This window comes from Parapedobacter luteus (genome assembly GCF_900168055.1).
Taxonomy (GTDB): domain Bacteria; phylum Bacteroidota; class Bacteroidia; order Sphingobacteriales; family Sphingobacteriaceae; genus Parapedobacter; species Parapedobacter luteus.
Genome location: NZ_FUYS01000005.1, coordinates 288,374 through 303,764 on the forward strand (window position 1 = coordinate 288,374; position 15,391 = coordinate 303,764).

Genomic DNA, 15,391 nt, shown 5'->3' on the forward strand with positions numbered 1-15,391 from the left:
CGGCTATAATTCATTCATAAAAAGTTCAATATCTCCCGAGGCGGCGGCTTTGAGCAGAAATGCCTGCCACACATTGTTATAGGCGATATCCCGGTCGGTTTCAGCGCGAACCAGCGCATACAGCGCTTGCGTAACATCGACCAAGTTGGCAAGTCCGTTGTTATACAGCACGGTTCGCTGTTGATAAGCTTCCGCTGCGGCTTTTACCTGTATGGGTGCTTCCCGGTAATTTCGCAGGGCATTTGCAATCTTAGCGTCTGCCAACTGCAATTGAGCAGAAAGCTGCTGGCTAGCCAGGTGATATTCTTCACGTAGGCCTGTGGAAACGAGCTGCTGGGCTTTTATCTGCATGGCAACGCGCGCGATCTGCGTAATGTTCCAAGTAATGCCCAGCCCCAGGAGGTAATTGGTGCGTGAGGGATTAATGCCGTCCCAGTAACTCCGGGTATATGCATGCTGGTCCTGCGCGTAATTGCTGGAAAACCCCGAGGCGCGCGTCTGAAAAACGCCCACCAGCGATACGGTCGGAAAACTAAACGTTTTGAAGTACCGTGCCTGCCGGTCATTGAAGTCCACGCGGCTTTGGTACCACTGCAATTCAGGATGCCCTGAAAGTACCGAATCGCTGGACAATTCGCCCAACGTATTGGGGATGCGGGTGAAGAAAAAGCTGTCCAGCCTGAATTCAGTAGGCGCTACGCCCATCAATACGGCGAGCTGAGTGGCTTGTTCCTGTTCAAGGTCTTGGGCTTTGACTAATGCAATATGCGCGTTCGAAACTTCCGCATTGGCCTGTGACGAATCTACGCCGGCAATGAGCCCGTTCAGGGCGCGGGTGACGGTGACTTGGCGGAAGGTATCCGCCCGTGCCAGGTTTTTGCGATAGGATTCCGTGAGCCGTTGCGCAGCCAGGAGGTTAAGGTAGGCTGCGGCCACCTTTACGCGGTGCTGAAATACTTCCTGTTGATAGTCCCGCTGCTCGCGCGTGGCTGCCGCCGCTGCGGTCTTCATCCGTTCGTGAGCACGGCCGAACGCAAAAACTTCCCAGTTAATGTTGCCTAAATACAGGGCGCCGAACGCTGCATTCCAATTCTGGTCCGGAAGGGGTAAGCCGGATGAGCTCACGCCCAGCCCACCGAACCCGTACGCAGGGCCGTTTTGCCCGTTGACCGTGCCATATACCTGCTGGGCAGACAACGAAAAGTTAGGCAGGTAATCCCGTTTGGCTTGTGAAACTGCTGCGTTTGCGGCCTCCGCATAAGCAGCCTTGGCTTTGATCCGTCCGTAATTTTCTGTTGCCGTTTGAATGGCTTGTTTGAGGGAAAGCGTTTGCTGTGCCTGCAGGTAGTGCCCCATAAAAAGGCATGTCAATAACAGCAAATAGCATGAAATAGATCGCATAATTTGACAGGATGTAAAAGTATCTGCTTGTATAACGCAAATTTAGCATGCTATTTTGAAGTAATTTTGAAGAAATGGACAAGATAACGGGCCTATCCGTAACAAAAATGTATAGAATCGGATTAGGCGCCGGCAAATACTTCGGTTTTGCGTACTTGCACCTTGTTGGGATCGAATAAGACCGATACGCAATGCCAACCATCGGCATAATGGTAAGCGATATTAAAACCACTGATTTCACAAATTTGCCTGACGATTGCCAGGCCGAGGCCGATACCATCACTGCTCTGGTTGTTTTTCTTGAATCGTTGGAAAAGCTCCTCCGTTGGTGTTTTGGGTGCAATACCTGTGTTGCGGACAACCAGTTGTTCCGAAGTGAGGTTTACTACGATGTGACCTTCCTGGACATTGTGACGAATGGCATTGTGCAGCAAGTTGTTGAGCAAGATTTCGGCCAACGTCGGATGTAGCTTTACATGCACATTTTTATTGACCTGCCGTTGCACAGTAAGCGATTTCAGCTGGATAAGCTCCTGGTAGGCTGAGAGTGTGGCGGTTGTTAGCGTGCACAGCCGGATATGTTCGGACGGCTCAAATTCGTGGTTTTCCAGTTTGGTCAGCAATAAAAGTGACCGGTTGATACGCGAGAGCTTTTCCACGGAATGTTGTGTTTCGGCTATCAGCTGGGCTTGATCGGCCCGTATCGGCGTATTGGCCAGTAAATCCAGTTTACTGCGGATAACGGCCAACGGCGTTTGAAGTTCGTGCGATGCGTTTTCGCTGAATTCTTTGAGCGAAGCATAGTCCTCACTGATTTTATCAGTCATTTTTTGTAAAAGCATGTTCAGCTCCTTAAACTCCTTGGTGCTCGTCTGCGGGAATCCAATTTTTTCTTTTTGCTTTAAGCTGAACGATTGTATCGCCCTGAGCGTTTGGTAGAAGGGCTTAAGGATATAGCCAGATACGATATGCGCGGTGAGTGCTACGCAACAGGCAATTAGCAACATTTTCCAGATTACGCCACTCATCATTCCGGCGAGGATTTGCTTCGCTTTGATGACGTAATCATGCGACTCAATCCGGTAGTAAGTGTCGCCGATTTGGTAATAAGAAGTAACGGTAAGCTGGCATTCTTCACGCTGTAGATCTTCGTTAAAATAGTTTTCTTCCGTTATCCGAACGTGTTCATCAGGGAGTGGTCCAGCTATTTTCGACACATGGATCGGTCTTCCCTGCGCGTATTTTTCATGTGGGATACCTTGGCGGAGTTGGGAGGCGACTACACCATTGACCTGCGTAAGCCGTTCGATTTCCGCTTCGTCTATTTTTTTGCGGATGTTGTAATGGCTAATCGCCATACTGATTGGGGTGGTAAGAATCAGTATGCCCACAAACCACAGGGTGAATTTATTAACCAGCTTCATACTTGTCTGCATTGAATTTGTAGCCCAATCCGTATACGGTGTCAATGTAGTCCCGTCCGCCCAGGTGATTGATTTTCTTTCGGAGGTTTTTGATGTGCTGGTACACGAAGTCAAAATTAGGAAGGCCGTCAATGTAGTCTCCCCAAAGGTGGATAGCAATGGCTTGTCGAGACAATACCCGATTCTTGTTGACGACCAGGTAGAGCAGTAGTTCAAACTCCTTGCGAGTAATATCCAATAGCAGGCCGTTTACCCGAGCCTCAAACGAATCGGTGTTGATAACCAGCTCGTTAAAGGCGATGCTGTTGCTCCCGCCAAGCTGCTTGCGCCGGTAAATGGCCCGTAGCCGGGCATGCAGTTCAGACAGGTGGAAAGGTTTCGTCAGGTAGTCGTCTGCCCCCAATTCCAACCCGCTGATTTTGTCATCCAGCGCATTTTTTGCGGATATGATGAGGATTCCGCTTTGAATTTTTCCATCTTTTATCCGTGTGAGCAAGTCGAGGCCGTTCCCGTCGGGAAGCATGATGTCGAGCAGGATACAATCGTAGGAAAACAGGTGTAATTTCTCCCATGCGTTTGAGTAATCTTCCGCCAATTCGCAAATATACCCTTCTTGGGCCATTAGTCCCAGAATGCTGCTTGCAAGCTCACGATTGTCTTCGATGACAAGGACTTTCATCTATTCATTGTTTTAACCACGCCGGGTTCATGGTAAAAACAAAGATAGGATAGAAATTTGAATAAATTTTGAAATAGTGGGAGCCATCCGCCGCGTACAAACATATACGGCTTTTCATTGTTTGTTTTTGTAGGTAAGTTTGGCTAAGTTTGCCTACAATAAAAGCAATTTTTATGATCCAACGTATCCAAACCATTTGGTTGTTTTTGGCGTCGGCTACAATTTTTGCCTTGTTTCTTTTCCCTTATCTTCAGTATGCTGATATCGGTGGACTGGGCAAAGCATTAAAGGTCACCGGAGTCTATCGCGGGTTGGAAGGGCAGGCTATCCGGGAAGAATTTTTTGTCTTGCAGTCCATTGCCACCGTCCTGTTGGGTGTATTTCCGTTGTACATTATTTTTAAGTTCAGAAACCGAAAGCAGCAGATCCAGTTGGTTGTTTTAGCCGTTGTGCTGATTTTATTATTCGGCGTTTGGCTATATACGGCAGCAAGCGGGGCGCTGACAGAGGCGAGACAGTTTCTTTCGGCGCGGAATATCGGTGTTGGTTTTTTCCTGCTGCCTATCAGTATCATCTTTTTATTGATGGCGTTGGGAGGTATCCGGCGCGACGAAAAGTTAATCAAATCCGCAGATCGACTGAGATGACGAGACAAAAGTTATTGCTGGTGATGCTGATACTCTCTTCAGCAACGGCTGTATCTGCCCGCGGGACCGCCGCCCGCGATTCCAGCGTGCTTGTTATTGACGATATCCGGTTCGAAGCAGAGCGGTTTGTTGTTGACTCCGCTACCAACGTAGCCACGGTGGAGCTGTCGCTTGTCAACTTGAAAAAAACGCCCCGCGAGCTGAAGGTTAACGTCTACGGGACTCAACTGGTAGACGACAGGCGGGATGCATATTATTTTTCGACGATTGGGTTGGGCCGTGTATTGATGCGTTTTACCGATAAACAAAACTACTTGCACTACCTATTGCAGCCCGATAGTCCTGCCAAGCTTGTGATCACCGCCGAAGGTATTTCCCCGGGGGCGGCCATTCAAGTGGTAAAAATCGTTTTTGAAGACAGTGCGGAAGAAGGAAGGTTCCTTGATGCTTACCTCACGGAGGCGTCAGGCGCAGCTAACTAACCCCTTTTTTTTGGGTTACCGGTAGCGGATTTGCTGGCGGTCCATCATGCCCATTTGGTCTTTCATCATTTTTATCTGATCGGCCAGCAGCTTGTTTTTGTCGGCTTTTTTAGCCTCCTGCAAGTACTTGGTTGCCTCCCGTTTATTCCGTTTGGCCATCGCGATGCCTGCAAGGCTTAGCTTGGCGAGTGCTACGTTGTGCCCCATGTGCAACCCCAAGGTAAGTGCTTTTTTAAAGTACTTTTCGGACTGCATGGGTGATTTTTGTGATTCCATGAGACCCAATAACAGGTGGTAATAGCCATGTTGCGCACGGATGAGCTGTTTTTCGTAGTTTGTGATACGGCTTAGCCATTGAGCAGCCTTTGTCATATTCTCTTTGCGCAAATAGAATTGGGCAATCAGCATATTTTCATTAAAAAATACGGTTACAAAGGCTATGATGGTTATGAGGATACCCAGTATTCCCCACCCCCATTCTCCATAAAAAAATAAGGCTATGGTGCCGATTAATAAAAGCGATGATATGATGATTCGAACAAGATTAGACATGTTGATGATGATTTAATTCACGATGTGCTTAATTTAAATATTAGTGCAAATATCCGTTTATTTAGGCGCTTTAACAACTGCAATATATATATTTTGCAAAATGTGTATTTTTGTTGAATGAGTATACAATTGGAGGCGGGATGGCGGGCGGTATTAGCCCCCGAATTTGAAAAGCCCTACATGGCGGAACTCAAACGTTTTTTACAGGAGGAGAAGCGTCATCATACCGTATATCCTCCTGGTAACCTTATTTTTAATGCGTTTGATCATACACCCTTTGATCGCGTTAAGGTTGTGATCCTCGGGCAGGATCCATACCACAATGCGGGGCAGGCGCATGGCTTGTCGTTTTCCGTTCCGAAAGGGATCGGGATACCGCCCTCCCTTCGAAATATGTATTTGGAGCTGAGCAACGATATTCCGGGGTTCCAGATTCCGGCACACGGCGATTTGACCGCTTGGGCCAACCAAGGTGTACTGTTACTCAATGCGACACTGACTGTGCGGGCACATACTGCGGGTTCGCACCAAGGCAAAGGCTGGGAGGCCTTTACGGATAAAGCCATTGCTGAATTATCGGCTCGTCGGAGCGGAATTGTTTTCATGCTATGGGGCCGGTATGCAAAAAACAAAGCGGCACTCATTGATTACCATAAGCATTATATCCTCACGGCTGCTCATCCTTCACCATTCTCCGCGTCCAGCGGCTTTTTTGGGTGCCGCCATTTTTCCAAAGCCAATGAGTTTTTGGTCAAGCAGGGAATGGAAGCCATCAACTGGCAGGTATGATTTTTAATATTCCATCGGCACGATGGGTTCTTTTTTGCTGGTAGACATGATCATCATGGTCTGGAATGTTTTGACGTAGGGTATTTTGCTGATTTTTTCCATAATTACAGCTTCGTAAGCCTTAATATCCTTCACATAGACTTTCAGGATAAAATCACATTGGCCAGTAACATGGTGGCATTCGGTCACCTCTTTTATGTTTTTCACGGCCGCTACAAATTCGGGGATGGCATTGTGCGTGTGAAAATCGAGCGAAATTTGGATGAACGATTTTATGCCCAGCCCGAGTTTTTCCTCATCAACAAACGCGTGGTAGCTTTTGATGTAGCCGGAATTTTCCAGCTTCCGCACGCGTTCAAGCGTGGGTGCTGGCGAAAGTCCGATGCTTGACGCCAATTGCAAGTTGGTAATCCGGCCGTTTTCCTGTAATAACTTCAGGATTTTAAAATCAGTTTTGTCGGGTTGAAAAGGCATATTTGAAAACAATAACACCAAATTATATTTGGCAATATTACAATTTATTTTCAAATAATTTGCTCTCAAATTGCCGTAAGTAGCTAAAACCGTTCATGATAAGGAAATTGTATTCATTATCACTGATTTGTAAAAATACAGTGCCATTCAACCTTGAGCTAAATGAAAGGGCGATATGCACGGTTAATGCCAGTTAAAATTTGTAACTTTGCAACTCGAAAAGTCTGACGGGTTGCCTGTCTGCTCGGTTTTTAATCACGTTGCGAAAGGGTGCGTTATGAGTACTAAAGATGATGAATTGCTGAAAGAGCTAGCGCTCGAGGAATATAAATACGGATTTACGACGGATATTGAGATGGATATAGCCCCTAAAGGGCTTTCCGAAGATACCGTTCGGCTGATTTCTGCGAAGAAGAACGAACCGGAATGGCTGCTGGAGTGGCGGCTGAAGGCGTTGCGGCATTTTTTACAGATGGAAATGCCTGCTTGGCAGAATTTCGAGCATCCCGATGTGGATTTTCAGGATATTTCCTATTATGCTGCGCCCAAGGCGAAGCCCAAACTGAACAGCATGGATGAAGTTGATCCGGAATTGCTGTCCACGTTTGAGAAACTGGGTATTCCATTGGACGAACAGAAGGTGTTAGCCGGTGTTGTTGCCGTAGACGCCGTGTTCGATAGCGTTTCGGTCAAAACCACCTTCCGTGAGAAATTAAAAGAACAGGGGGTTATTTTTTGCTCGTTCGGCGAAGCCGTGCAAGAGCATCCGGAGCTTGTCAAACAATACCTCGGCTCGGTAGTGCCGCAAACAGACAATATTTATGCTGCGCTTAATTCTGCGGTGTTTTCCGACGGTTCTTTCGTATATATACCCAAAGGCGTGCGCTGTCCGATGGAGCTTTCCACGTATTTCCGCATCAATGCCGAAAACACGGGCCAGTTTGAACGCACGTTGATTATCGCTGACGAGGGGGCGTACGTCAGTTACCTCGAAGGTTGCACGGCTCCTATGCGGGATGAAAACCAGTTGCATGCTGCGGTCGTTGAGCTGATTGCACTCAAAGACGCCGAAATCAAATACTCGACGGTCCAAAACTGGTATCCGGGCGACAAGGACGGCAAAGGAGGGATATATAATTTCGTGACCAAGCGCGGGATGTGTAAGGGTGATAACAGTAAAATATCTTGGACACAGGTAGAGACCGGATCGGCCATCACGTGGAAATATCCGGGAGTGATTCTCAAGGGCGATCATTCTGTGGGTGAGTTTTATTCAGTAGCGCTGACACGAAACAGGCAACTGGCCGACACCGGCACCAAGATGATCCACTTGGGCAAAAATACCCGGAGCAAAATCGTATCCAAAGGTATCTCGGCCGGGGTAAGTCACAACAGCTATAGAGGGTTGGTAAAAATAGGTCCCGGAGCTGAAAATTCGCGGAATTTCACCCAATGTGATTCATTGCTCATCGGCGATAAGTGTGGGGCGCATACATTTCCCTATATTGAAAGCCGGAATAAAACCGCCAAACTGGAACATGAGGCTACAACATCAAAAATCGGTGAAGACCAACTGTTTTACCTTACCCAACGGGGCATTGATCCCGAGAAGGCAGTGGGACTTATCGTCAATGGGTACGCGAAAGAAGTTTTAAACCAATTGCCCATGGAATTTGCCGTGGAAGCACAAAAATTATTAGCCATATCCCTGGAAGGAAGTGTCGGGTAATCGAAGTGTGGGATAATTACATAAAGCGAGAGAGTAGTAAAACAACCATGTTAAGTATTAGGAATTTACACGCATCAGTAGAAGATAAACAAATATTAAAAGGGCTGGATCTTGAAGTGAAAGCCGGAGAGGTACACGCCATTATGGGCCCAAACGGTTCGGGCAAAAGTACCCTTGGAAATGTGTTGGCCGGTCGGGAGGCCTACGAGGTGACCGAAGGCGAAGTGCTATTGGATGGGAAAGACCTGCTGGATCTTTCTCCGGAAGACCGCGCGCGCGAAGGTGTCTTCCTGGCGTTCCAATATCCGGTTGAAATACCGGGTGTTTCAAACATCAATTTCCTCAAAACGGCGCTTAATGAGGTAAGGGCCTACAAAGGGCTGCCCCCAATGGAAGCTAAAGAGTTTCTGAGCAGGGTAAAGGAAAAACAGAAGCTGGTGAAATTTGACGCTAAGTTGGCCAACCGTTCGCTGAATGAAGGCTTTTCGGGCGGCGAAAAAAAGCGTAATGAGATTTTTCAGTTGGCTATGCTGGAGCCGAAGCTGGCTATTCTTGATGAGACCGATTCGGGGTTGGACATCGATGCGCTACGTATCGTTGCCGGCGGCGTAAACCAATTGCGGTCCAACGATAACGCATTTATTGTCATCACGCATTACCAGCGTCTACTGGATTATATCGTGCCGGATTTTGTGCACGTGCTCTACAACGGCCGGATCGTGCGGTCGGGTACCAAGGAGCTCGCACTGGAGCTGGAAGAAAAAGGATACGATTGGATAAAAGAAACAGTGGACGCCGAAGGGACCGTTTAATTCTTTTCGGTTTTAGTAAAGAGCGGTTATGTTGGATGAAGTGGCTACAGATATCATGATTACACAAGTAAGCGATTCATTATATACACAGTTGATTAAAACGTATGGCGGCAACCTGCCCTCATCAGAGCCCCATTCGCTTGACGAAATACGCAAGCAGGCTTTCGAGCGGTTCAAAAGCGCTGGATTCCCCACGGTGAAGCAGGAAGATTGGAAGTACACCAATGTACAACCGCTCGTCAATCGTCAGCACTATGTGCTGGATGCGGAAACGCTTTCTTCCGATGATTTATCGCTCGACAAAGCGGTTATTCCCGGTTTGGATGCTTACCGCGTGGTTATGGTCGATGGCAGGTACAACGCTAAGTTATCCACCGCGGCGGATATCCACGGCCTATCTATAATGCCGATTGACCAAGCATTCGACCGTCTTTGTTTTGCGAAGTATTTTGCAGAATATGCAGATAAAACGGATAATCCGTTTGTGGCGCTTAACACCGCTTTGTTTACCTCAGGATTGTTTATCGAAGTGGGCAAAAACGTCCAATTGCAAAAACCGATACACGTTATCCATGTCGCCTCTGCCATGAAGCCCTTATTTGCACAGGTGCGCAATCTGTACGTGATCAGCACATTTGCTGAAGCTGAAATCATCGAATCATTCATTACGGATGAAGGTGCAGCGCACAACCTCAATAACACAGTGAGCGAGGTTGTGGTACGGGAAAGTGCAAAATTGCAGCATTATTACCTACAGGTTGCAGGGGCACAAGGCAATTACCTCAACCATACCGAGGTCTATCAGGAAAAGCACAGCCTTTATAATCATTACAACTGTACCTTCCCGGGCGCTGCGTTTGTGCGGAATAATATTAATGTTCGGCTGGGCGACAGTGAGGTTGAGAGCCATTTATACGGCGTGACGCTTACCGCAGGCAACCAGCTCGTCGATAACCATACGATCGTCGATCACCGCGAGCCGCATTGCGAAAGCTATGAGTGGTATAAGAATATCACGCAGGATACGTCTACGGCTGTGTTCAATGGAAAGATTTTTGTGCGTCCCGATGCACAAAAGACCAACGCGTTCCAACAAAACAACAATATGCTCATTGGCGAAAAGTCTGCCGTATACACCAAGCCGCAGCTGGAGATTTTTGCAGATGACGTAAAATGTAGTCACGGCTGCACGATTGGACAGTTTGATAATGAAGCGTTATTTTACCTTCGAGCCAGGGGTATCAGTGAGGCGCAGGCACGTGTGCTTCTGGTCCATGCCTTTGCCTTTGACGTGACGAGCCGTTTTGCCAATGCGACCGTACGTGAGTACGTGGAGCACTTGGTGGAGCAAGGGTTGAAGGCGGGGTAAGAGAAGCCAGCTTATCTCGCGGCGGAAGGTTAGTCAGATAATCCCCTCTTTTACTTGTCGTCTTAGTTGGGCCACAAGTGGTCCATGCAGCCCCTTACGCCCGTACCGATGCAGGATGAGTGCGGGTTTGGTCCTATTTCACGCGCCGGTTGCAGCAGACATAAATTTCGTTATAGGATATTTTTTGATGTCGGCCAAAACCTTTTAAAACCGTCCGAAGTGACTTTCCAAACCCTCCGAAGCGGGTTTTACGACCGGCTTCGGAGACTTTCCGGACGCTCCGAAGCCGATTTTCAGAGTGACCAAGGGTCGTTTTTGGGCTTTTTTAAACAAAAAAGCCGTCCCGAAACACATCGGGACGGCTGCGTAAACGGTTAATGGAGCCGGATTTACCGGTTTTTCTCAAAAGTTAAACCGTCAATCACTTGCTTGACATGCTTGCCGGGATAGAACAGCAGGCGCTTACGGAAGATGTTGGCCGCGGTCACCTCCTCCTCGGCATCGCTCCCCGTGCTGTTGCTTCCCAGGCGGAATGCGCCGAGGTTACCCAAGCGGACGATGTATCCGTGCTGGATGTTGCGCGGGATTTCACGCACGAGGCTCTGCAATACGGCGTAGACATCGGATTCAGTGAGCGATGAGGCGTGCGAGATGTCTGCCGCCAGGTTTTCCAGGGTGATCTCGCCGGCATGGACCGGCCGTGCATAAAACTTCTTCGGCGCCGCGGCATCCCCCGGTTTGCCGATTTCCAGAATGTTGTACTTAATTGCCATTGTTTAAAAATTAAAACGTTAAAAAAAACAAACTTTACTCCGCGTCTCCGGGCGGTACCTGACCCGTTGACAAGACAAAGTTCCGCAGTATGGCAATAAACGCTGTCGGGATTGGCGGGTTTGGCGGAATTGTCGGAATTGACGGGTTGATGGGCAAAAAAAACCGCGGCGGCCAGTCGCCGCCGCGGGTTATCCCTGAAAATCTGTCGCTGTCCCGGCAAACCTTTTGCCGGCTGCTTGGGTCAGGATCGGCGCATGAAGCGGGAGATTTCTGCTACTGAAATGCCCAGATATTCCGAGGCCTGATAAACCGTCACATGCTGGTGCTTATCCAGCCCAAACATATCCCGGATCTTGTTTAGGAGCCGTTGGCAAGTGCGTTCGCTCTGGCCGGTGATCCGCTGCAGGTCCGCGGGATAAACAGCTAATCTTGGTAAAGATATTTCCATATCTGCCAAATAGCGTATGCAAATTTACGAAATACGCAAAATTGTCGGAAATAATTGGTTGATTTTCTGTGGTTTGATGGTTGTTTTTATGAAATTTGCAATTTGCTTCGTATCACGATTTTTATATTTTCAACATCGGTAGAATACAATTTATGAAAATGGCAAATGAAACTCCCGCAAGCTGAAAAATCAGAGCGAAAGACGAGGCTCGAACTCGCGACCCTCAGCTTGGGAAGCTGATGCTCTACCAACTGAGCTACTTTCGCTAATACAACTACAAATGTAAGGCGGCCGTTCGTTATTTTCCAAATCTTTTTAATCCTTTATGGCATCGGCGCAGTTCATCCCATCAATGGCTGCCGATACGATGCCGCCGGCATAGCCCGCCCCTTCGCCACAGGGATATAGTCCTTTGATTTGCGGATGCTGCAACGTCATTTTATCCCTTGGTATCCGCACGGGCGATGAGGTGCGGGATTCCACACCCACTAAAATGGCCTCATTCGTATAGTAGCCTTTCATCTTTTTTCCAAATAGCGGGAGCGCTTTCCGGAGGGCGTCATGTACAAAAGGAGGAAGCACCTCCGAGAGCAACGCGCTGTGGGTGCCCGGTTTATAGGAGTTGACAGGCAGCGTATTCGACAATCTGCCCTCCACGAAGTCGACCATCCGCTGGGCTGGAGCCACCAATTTGCCACCGCCCACTACGTAGGCCCTTTCTTCTACCTCATGCTGGAAATCCAGCAGCGCAAAAGGATAACGTACAGCATGCGGGACGTCTTCGAGGTTGACCTGCACGACAGTGCCCGAGTTGGCATAGGGGTTGTTGCGTTTCGAAGGCGACCAGCCGTTGACGACGATCTCACCTTTATCCGTTGCACAGGGCGCGATGATGCCGCCCGGGCACATGCAGAACGAGAAGACCCCCCGGCCATCCACCTGTTCGACCAGGCTATAGTACGCCGGTGGAAGATGCTCGCTCCGCACGTTACAGTGGTATTGGGCCTGATCGATGATTTGCTGCGGGTGTTCGATGCGCACACCGAGGGCAAATGGCTTAGGCTCGACTAACCATCGCCTTCGATGAAAGATTTCGAAGATGTCGCGTGCCGAATGCCCGGTGGCCAAGATGACATGCTCAGCGTTGATGTGCTCGCCGGAAGCCAGCTTCACTCCTTTTACATGACCGAACTGCTCCACGATATCCACTACCCTGCTGTCAAAATGAATTTCTCCGCCATGGTTGAGGATGGTATGGCGTATCGCTTGGATGATGTGGGGCAACTTATTGGTGCCGATATGGGGGCGGGCATCCACCAGGATGTCGTCCGTGGCGCCATGGGCGACGAGGAGCTGTAGGACCCGCTGCACATCCCCGCGTTTATTGGATCGGGTATACAGTTTCCCGTCGGAATACGTGCCCGCACCGCCTTCTCCAAAACAATAGTTGGAGTCTGGATTGACGATTCCCTGTCTATTCAATACAGCCAAATCCCGGCGGCGCTCCTGTACACGTTTTCCCCGTTCAATGATGATGGGGCGTATCTTTTTTTCCAGGCATCGCAGGGCCGCAAACAGACCGGCAGGACCGGCGCCAACAATGATCGCTGGTGGATCGTCTGCAACATTGGCATATTCCAGGGGTAAAATTTCAGGAATCGGCTGTTCGTCGATGTAGAAGATGACCCGTACCCGGAAGACTGCCTGTTTCCCCCGGGCGTCAATGGAGCGTTTGCGTATTTTTAGGCCTTTAATCCGTGCTGGAGCAATCTTCAACAACGCGGCACCTTTTTGCAGGATGTGCGTTTGATCCGCGATTCTTTCCGGCAGAATGGCCAATTCAAGTTCGTGCTGCATGAAATGATGTCGGGTTTTTATCCCGAAGTGTAACAAAGGTATGAATTTTGCCATCAAAGTGTTAAATTAGTAGCAATATGAATTTAAATTCAGTCAACATGAAAAGCAGATTGTTTGTTGTAATGGTAGGTGTATTCGTAGCCCTTTCGTTCAGCTCATGCGGATATAATACCCTGGTGAACCAAGAGGAGAATGTAAAGGCCAAATGGGCTCAGGTGGAAAACGCTTACCAACGGCGCGCGGACTTGATTCCGAATTTAGTCAATACGGTAAAAGGTGCGGCCAATTTCGAACAGGAAACGCTTACGCAGGTTATTGAAGCGCGTGCCAAAGCTACTTCTGTAACCGTTGATCCGGAAAACCTGACGCCTGAAGCCATTCAGCAGTTCCAACAGTCACAGGACGCATTGTCCCAATCGCTGGGACGGTTATTGGTGAGCGTAGAACGTTACCCTGAGTTGAAAGCCAATCAGAATTTCCTTGAGTTGCAAGCGCAACTCGAAGGTACCGAAAACCGTATCAGTACCGAACGCCGGGCATTTAACGAAGCAACACAGGAGTACAACTCATCGGTAAGGCGCTTCCCGAACAACATTACGGCAGGCATGTTTGGATTTAAACAAAAAGGTTATTTTACCGCCGAGGCTGGAGCTAATCAGGCTCCGGAGGTACAGTTTTAGGTATATGGAACAATTTACAGCGGAGCAGCAGGAAAAAATTGTGCACGCCATTCAATTGGCCGAGTCGCGTACGTCTGGAGAAATACGGTTGGCCGTGGAACCCCACTGCCCCACCGATCCATTGGAACGTGCGACGGTGTACTTTCAACGGCTGGGCATGGACCAGACTGCCCAGCATAACGGGGTGCTGCTCTATATCGCGACGGAAGATCACCAGTTTGCTATCATCGGCGATCGCGGCATCAATGCGAAAGTACCGGCCAATTTCTGGGAAGAGACGAAAGAACTTATGGTACAACATTTCAAGCGAGGTGATTTGGTGCAGGGCCTTATTGAGGGTATTGTGCACGCTGGCGAGCAGCTACAGCACTTTTTTCCGCGGCTGGATGACGATGTAAATGAATTGCCTAACGATATCGCCTTTGGTAATGGTAAAGACTAAACTTTTTTTGCTGAAAACTATCCTTCTATTGGGCGTGAGTGGTGCCTTGGCACAAGATTTTCCTCCTACGCCGAATAGATTGGTCAACGATTATACACAAACACTGACAGCCGCACAGGTACAGCAATTGGAACACAAGCTGGTGGCATTCGATGATAGCACATCCACGCAGATAGCTGTGGTACTGATGCAGTCAACGGGGCAGTACGACATCGCTGATTATGGTGTGCGACTGGCCCAACGATGGGGCGTGGGCGGCAAGGATCATGACAACGGTATTTTGCTCTTGGTGGCTTTGGGCGACCGGGCCGTGACCATCCAGACAGGTTATGGCGTGGAAGGGGCTGTGCCCGATGCGATAGCGTACCGGATCATCGAAAACGAGATTAAGCCTGCTTTCCGGCGGGGCGATTATTTTACGGGGATTGACAGGGCCACGGACGCGCTCATTGCTTACACCAAAGGCGAATACACGGCGCCACCGAAGCGTGATGGCAAAGGAGGCTCCGGCTCGATCGTATTGATACTTATTATTGTCTTTGTTCTCGTAGCCCTTCTTAGTCGTGGTGGCGGAGGCCGTGGTGGCGGCAAGGTTCTAGGCGGCCGCGGCGCTTCGGACCTCCTGTGGTGGACATTGCTTAGCGGGATGGGCCGTGGAGGCGGCCGAGGTGGCTTCGGTGGAGGGTTCGGTAGCGGCGGCGGTGGCTTCGGTGGTGGCGGCTTCGGCGGTTTTGGCGGCGGCGGCTTCGGCGGCGGCGGTGCCAGCGGAAGGTGGTAGTGCACAAAATCTCTTACAGGACCTGTGGTTTCCGATAAAAATACGGCATCTTTG

At 49.2% G+C, this 15,391-nt stretch carries 17 protein-coding genes and 1 tRNA gene; 9 read left to right on the plus strand and 9 right to left on the minus strand.

What is annotated here, in order from left to right:
* Nucleotides 1–3: 3 nt before the first annotated feature.
* The 3 genes from B5X72_RS12330 to B5X72_RS12340 form a co-directional block, all read right to left on the minus strand.
* Entirely contained in the window at nt 4–1,356 is a 1,353-nt protein-coding gene (locus tag B5X72_RS12330; RefSeq protein WP_217698137.1) for a TolC family protein, read from the minus strand.
* A 167-nt stretch (nt 1,357–1,523) separates the two neighbouring features.
* Complete coding sequence (locus B5X72_RS12335) at nt 1,524–2,825, minus strand: sensor histidine kinase (protein WP_176146190.1); 1,302 nt, start codon at nt 2,823–2,825, stop codon at nt 1,524–1,526.
* On the minus strand, nt 2,812–3,504 hold the full coding sequence (locus tag B5X72_RS12340; RefSeq protein WP_079717202.1) for a response regulator transcription factor: 693 nt from the start codon (nt 3,502–3,504) through the stop codon (nt 2,812–2,814). Before B5X72_RS12340 ends, B5X72_RS12335 begins: the two co-directional genes overlap by 14 nt.
* Nucleotides 3,505–3,677: 173 nt before the next feature.
* Here B5X72_RS12340 and B5X72_RS12345 point away from each other — a divergent pair, with 173 nt between their 5' ends.
* Nucleotides 3,678–4,151, plus strand: a complete 474-nt coding sequence (locus B5X72_RS12345; protein ID WP_079717203.1) for a DUF4293 domain-containing protein — start codon at nt 3,678–3,680, stop codon at nt 4,149–4,151.
* A complete protein-coding gene (locus B5X72_RS12350) occupies nt 4,148–4,633 on the plus strand; it encodes a hypothetical protein (RefSeq protein ID WP_079717204.1) in 486 nt (161 codons plus the stop codon). Before B5X72_RS12345 ends, B5X72_RS12350 begins: the two co-directional genes overlap by 4 nt.
* Before the next feature lie 15 nt (nt 4,634–4,648).
* On the opposite strand, the gene B5X72_RS12355 is transcribed toward B5X72_RS12350, so the two are convergent.
* Nucleotides 4,649–5,185, minus strand: coding sequence for a tetratricopeptide repeat protein (locus B5X72_RS12355; protein ID WP_079717205.1), 537 nt, complete (start codon nt 5,183–5,185; stop codon nt 4,649–4,651).
* A gap of 117 nt (nt 5,186–5,302) precedes the next feature.
* On the opposite strand from B5X72_RS12355, the gene ung reads away from it, so the two are divergent.
* The gene (gene ung / locus B5X72_RS12360) at nt 5,303–5,974 is read left to right on the plus strand and encodes a uracil-DNA glycosylase (RefSeq protein WP_079717206.1); all 672 of its coding nucleotides are present in this window, start codon (nt 5,303–5,305) and stop codon (nt 5,972–5,974) included.
* 3 nt (nt 5,975–5,977) lie between these two features.
* Here ung and B5X72_RS12365 read toward each other — a convergent pair whose 3' ends face one another.
* Nucleotides 5,978–6,448 (minus strand): Lrp/AsnC family transcriptional regulator, encoded by a 471-nt coding sequence (locus B5X72_RS12365; RefSeq protein ID WP_079717207.1) that lies wholly within the window; start codon nt 6,446–6,448, stop codon nt 5,978–5,980.
* 277 nt (nt 6,449–6,725) lie between these two features.
* Here B5X72_RS12365 and sufB point away from each other — a divergent pair, with 277 nt between their 5' ends.
* The 3 genes from sufB to sufD are packed head-to-tail and all read left to right on the plus strand — an operon-like array spanning nt 6,726 to nt 10,358.
* Nucleotides 6,726–8,177: a Fe-S cluster assembly protein SufB gene (sufB, locus tag B5X72_RS12370; protein WP_079717208.1), complete on the plus strand. Its 1,452-nt coding sequence runs from the start codon at nt 6,726–6,728 to the stop codon at nt 8,175–8,177.
* Nucleotides 8,178–8,224: 47 nt separating this feature from the next.
* Nucleotides 8,225–8,989, plus strand: coding sequence for a Fe-S cluster assembly ATPase SufC (gene sufC, locus B5X72_RS12375; RefSeq protein WP_079717209.1), 765 nt, complete (start codon nt 8,225–8,227; stop codon nt 8,987–8,989).
* Between the two features lie 28 nt (nt 8,990–9,017).
* Nucleotides 9,018–10,358 carry a Fe-S cluster assembly protein SufD gene (gene sufD, locus B5X72_RS12380; RefSeq protein WP_233632607.1) on the plus strand — a complete coding sequence of 447 codons (1,341 nt, stop codon included), beginning with the start codon at nt 9,018–9,020 and terminating at the stop codon, nt 10,356–10,358.
* Between the two features lie 389 nt (nt 10,359–10,747).
* Here the strand turns inward: sufD and B5X72_RS12390 are convergent, their stop codons facing one another.
* From B5X72_RS12390 to B5X72_RS12405, 4 genes are all read right to left on the minus strand, one after another.
* The gene (locus tag B5X72_RS12390; RefSeq protein ID WP_079717211.1) at nt 10,748–11,131 is read right to left on the minus strand and encodes an HU family DNA-binding protein; all 384 of its coding nucleotides are present in this window, start codon (nt 11,129–11,131) and stop codon (nt 10,748–10,750) included.
* Between the two features lie 242 nt (nt 11,132–11,373).
* Nucleotides 11,374–11,580: a hypothetical protein gene (locus B5X72_RS12395; RefSeq protein ID WP_139378672.1), complete on the minus strand. Its 207-nt coding sequence runs from the start codon at nt 11,578–11,580 to the stop codon at nt 11,374–11,376.
* A gap of 193 nt (nt 11,581–11,773) precedes the next feature.
* Nucleotides 11,774–11,846, minus strand: a tRNA-Gly gene (locus B5X72_RS12400).
* Between the two features lie 49 nt (nt 11,847–11,895).
* Nucleotides 11,896–13,437, minus strand: a complete 1,542-nt coding sequence (locus tag B5X72_RS12405) for an NAD(P)/FAD-dependent oxidoreductase (RefSeq protein WP_079717212.1) — start codon at nt 13,435–13,437, stop codon at nt 11,896–11,898.
* A gap of 98 nt (nt 13,438–13,535) precedes the next feature.
* On the opposite strand from B5X72_RS12405, the gene B5X72_RS12410 reads away from it, so the two are divergent.
* The 3 genes from B5X72_RS12410 to B5X72_RS12420 are packed head-to-tail and all read left to right on the plus strand — an operon-like array spanning nt 13,536 to nt 15,337.
* On the plus strand, nt 13,536–14,117 hold the full coding sequence (locus B5X72_RS12410; protein WP_079717273.1) for a LemA family protein: 582 nt from the start codon (nt 13,536–13,538) through the stop codon (nt 14,115–14,117).
* A gap of 4 nt (nt 14,118–14,121) precedes the next feature.
* Nucleotides 14,122–14,559, plus strand: coding sequence for a TPM domain-containing protein (locus B5X72_RS12415; RefSeq protein ID WP_079717213.1), 438 nt, complete (start codon nt 14,122–14,124; stop codon nt 14,557–14,559).
* Complete coding sequence (locus B5X72_RS12420; RefSeq protein WP_079717214.1) at nt 14,546–15,337, plus strand: TPM domain-containing protein; 792 nt, start codon at nt 14,546–14,548, stop codon at nt 15,335–15,337. Before B5X72_RS12415 ends, B5X72_RS12420 begins: the two co-directional genes overlap by 14 nt.
* The last annotated feature ends 54 nt before the right edge of the window (nt 15,338–15,391 follow it).

Coding starts and splice junctions, on each gene's coding strand:
- B5X72_RS12410 (WP_079717273.1), top strand. CDS start 13,536: ATGAAAAGCAGATTGTTTGTTGTAATGGTAGGTGTATTCGTAGCCCTT.
- B5X72_RS12355 (WP_079717205.1), bottom strand. CDS start 5,185: ATGTCTAATCTTGTTCGAATCATCATATCATCGCTTTTATTAATCGGC.
- B5X72_RS12395 (WP_139378672.1), bottom strand. CDS start 11,580: ATGGAAATATCTTTACCAAGATTAGCTGTTTATCCCGCGGACCTGCAG.
- sufD (WP_233632607.1), top strand. CDS start 9,018: ATGTTGGATGAAGTGGCTACAGATATCATGATTACACAAGTAAGCGAT.
- B5X72_RS12335 (WP_176146190.1), bottom strand. CDS start 2,825: ATGAAGCTGGTTAATAAATTCACCCTGTGGTTTGTGGGCATACTGATT.
- B5X72_RS12330 (WP_217698137.1), bottom strand. CDS start 1,356: ATGGGGCACTACCTGCAGGCACAGCAAACGCTTTCCCTCAAACAAGCC.
- B5X72_RS12405 (WP_079717212.1), bottom strand. CDS start 13,437: ATGCAGCACGAACTTGAATTGGCCATTCTGCCGGAAAGAATCGCGGAT.
- B5X72_RS12345 (WP_079717203.1), top strand. CDS start 3,678: ATGATCCAACGTATCCAAACCATTTGGTTGTTTTTGGCGTCGGCTACA.
- B5X72_RS12420 (WP_079717214.1), top strand. CDS start 14,546: ATGGTAAAGACTAAACTTTTTTTGCTGAAAACTATCCTTCTATTGGGC.
- sufB (WP_079717208.1), top strand. CDS start 6,726: ATGAGTACTAAAGATGATGAATTGCTGAAAGAGCTAGCGCTCGAGGAA.
- B5X72_RS12365 (WP_079717207.1), bottom strand. CDS start 6,448: ATGCCTTTTCAACCCGACAAAACTGATTTTAAAATCCTGAAGTTATTA.
- ung (WP_079717206.1), top strand. CDS start 5,303: ATGAGTATACAATTGGAGGCGGGATGGCGGGCGGTATTAGCCCCCGAA.
- B5X72_RS12340 (WP_079717202.1), bottom strand. CDS start 3,504: ATGAAAGTCCTTGTCATCGAAGACAATCGTGAGCTTGCAAGCAGCATT.
- sufC (WP_079717209.1), top strand. CDS start 8,225: ATGTTAAGTATTAGGAATTTACACGCATCAGTAGAAGATAAACAAATA.
- B5X72_RS12350 (WP_079717204.1), top strand. CDS start 4,148: ATGACGAGACAAAAGTTATTGCTGGTGATGCTGATACTCTCTTCAGCA.
- B5X72_RS12415 (WP_079717213.1), top strand. CDS start 14,122: ATGGAACAATTTACAGCGGAGCAGCAGGAAAAAATTGTGCACGCCATT.
- B5X72_RS12390 (WP_079717211.1), bottom strand. CDS start 11,131: ATGGCAATTAAGTACAACATTCTGGAAATCGGCAAACCGGGGGATGCC.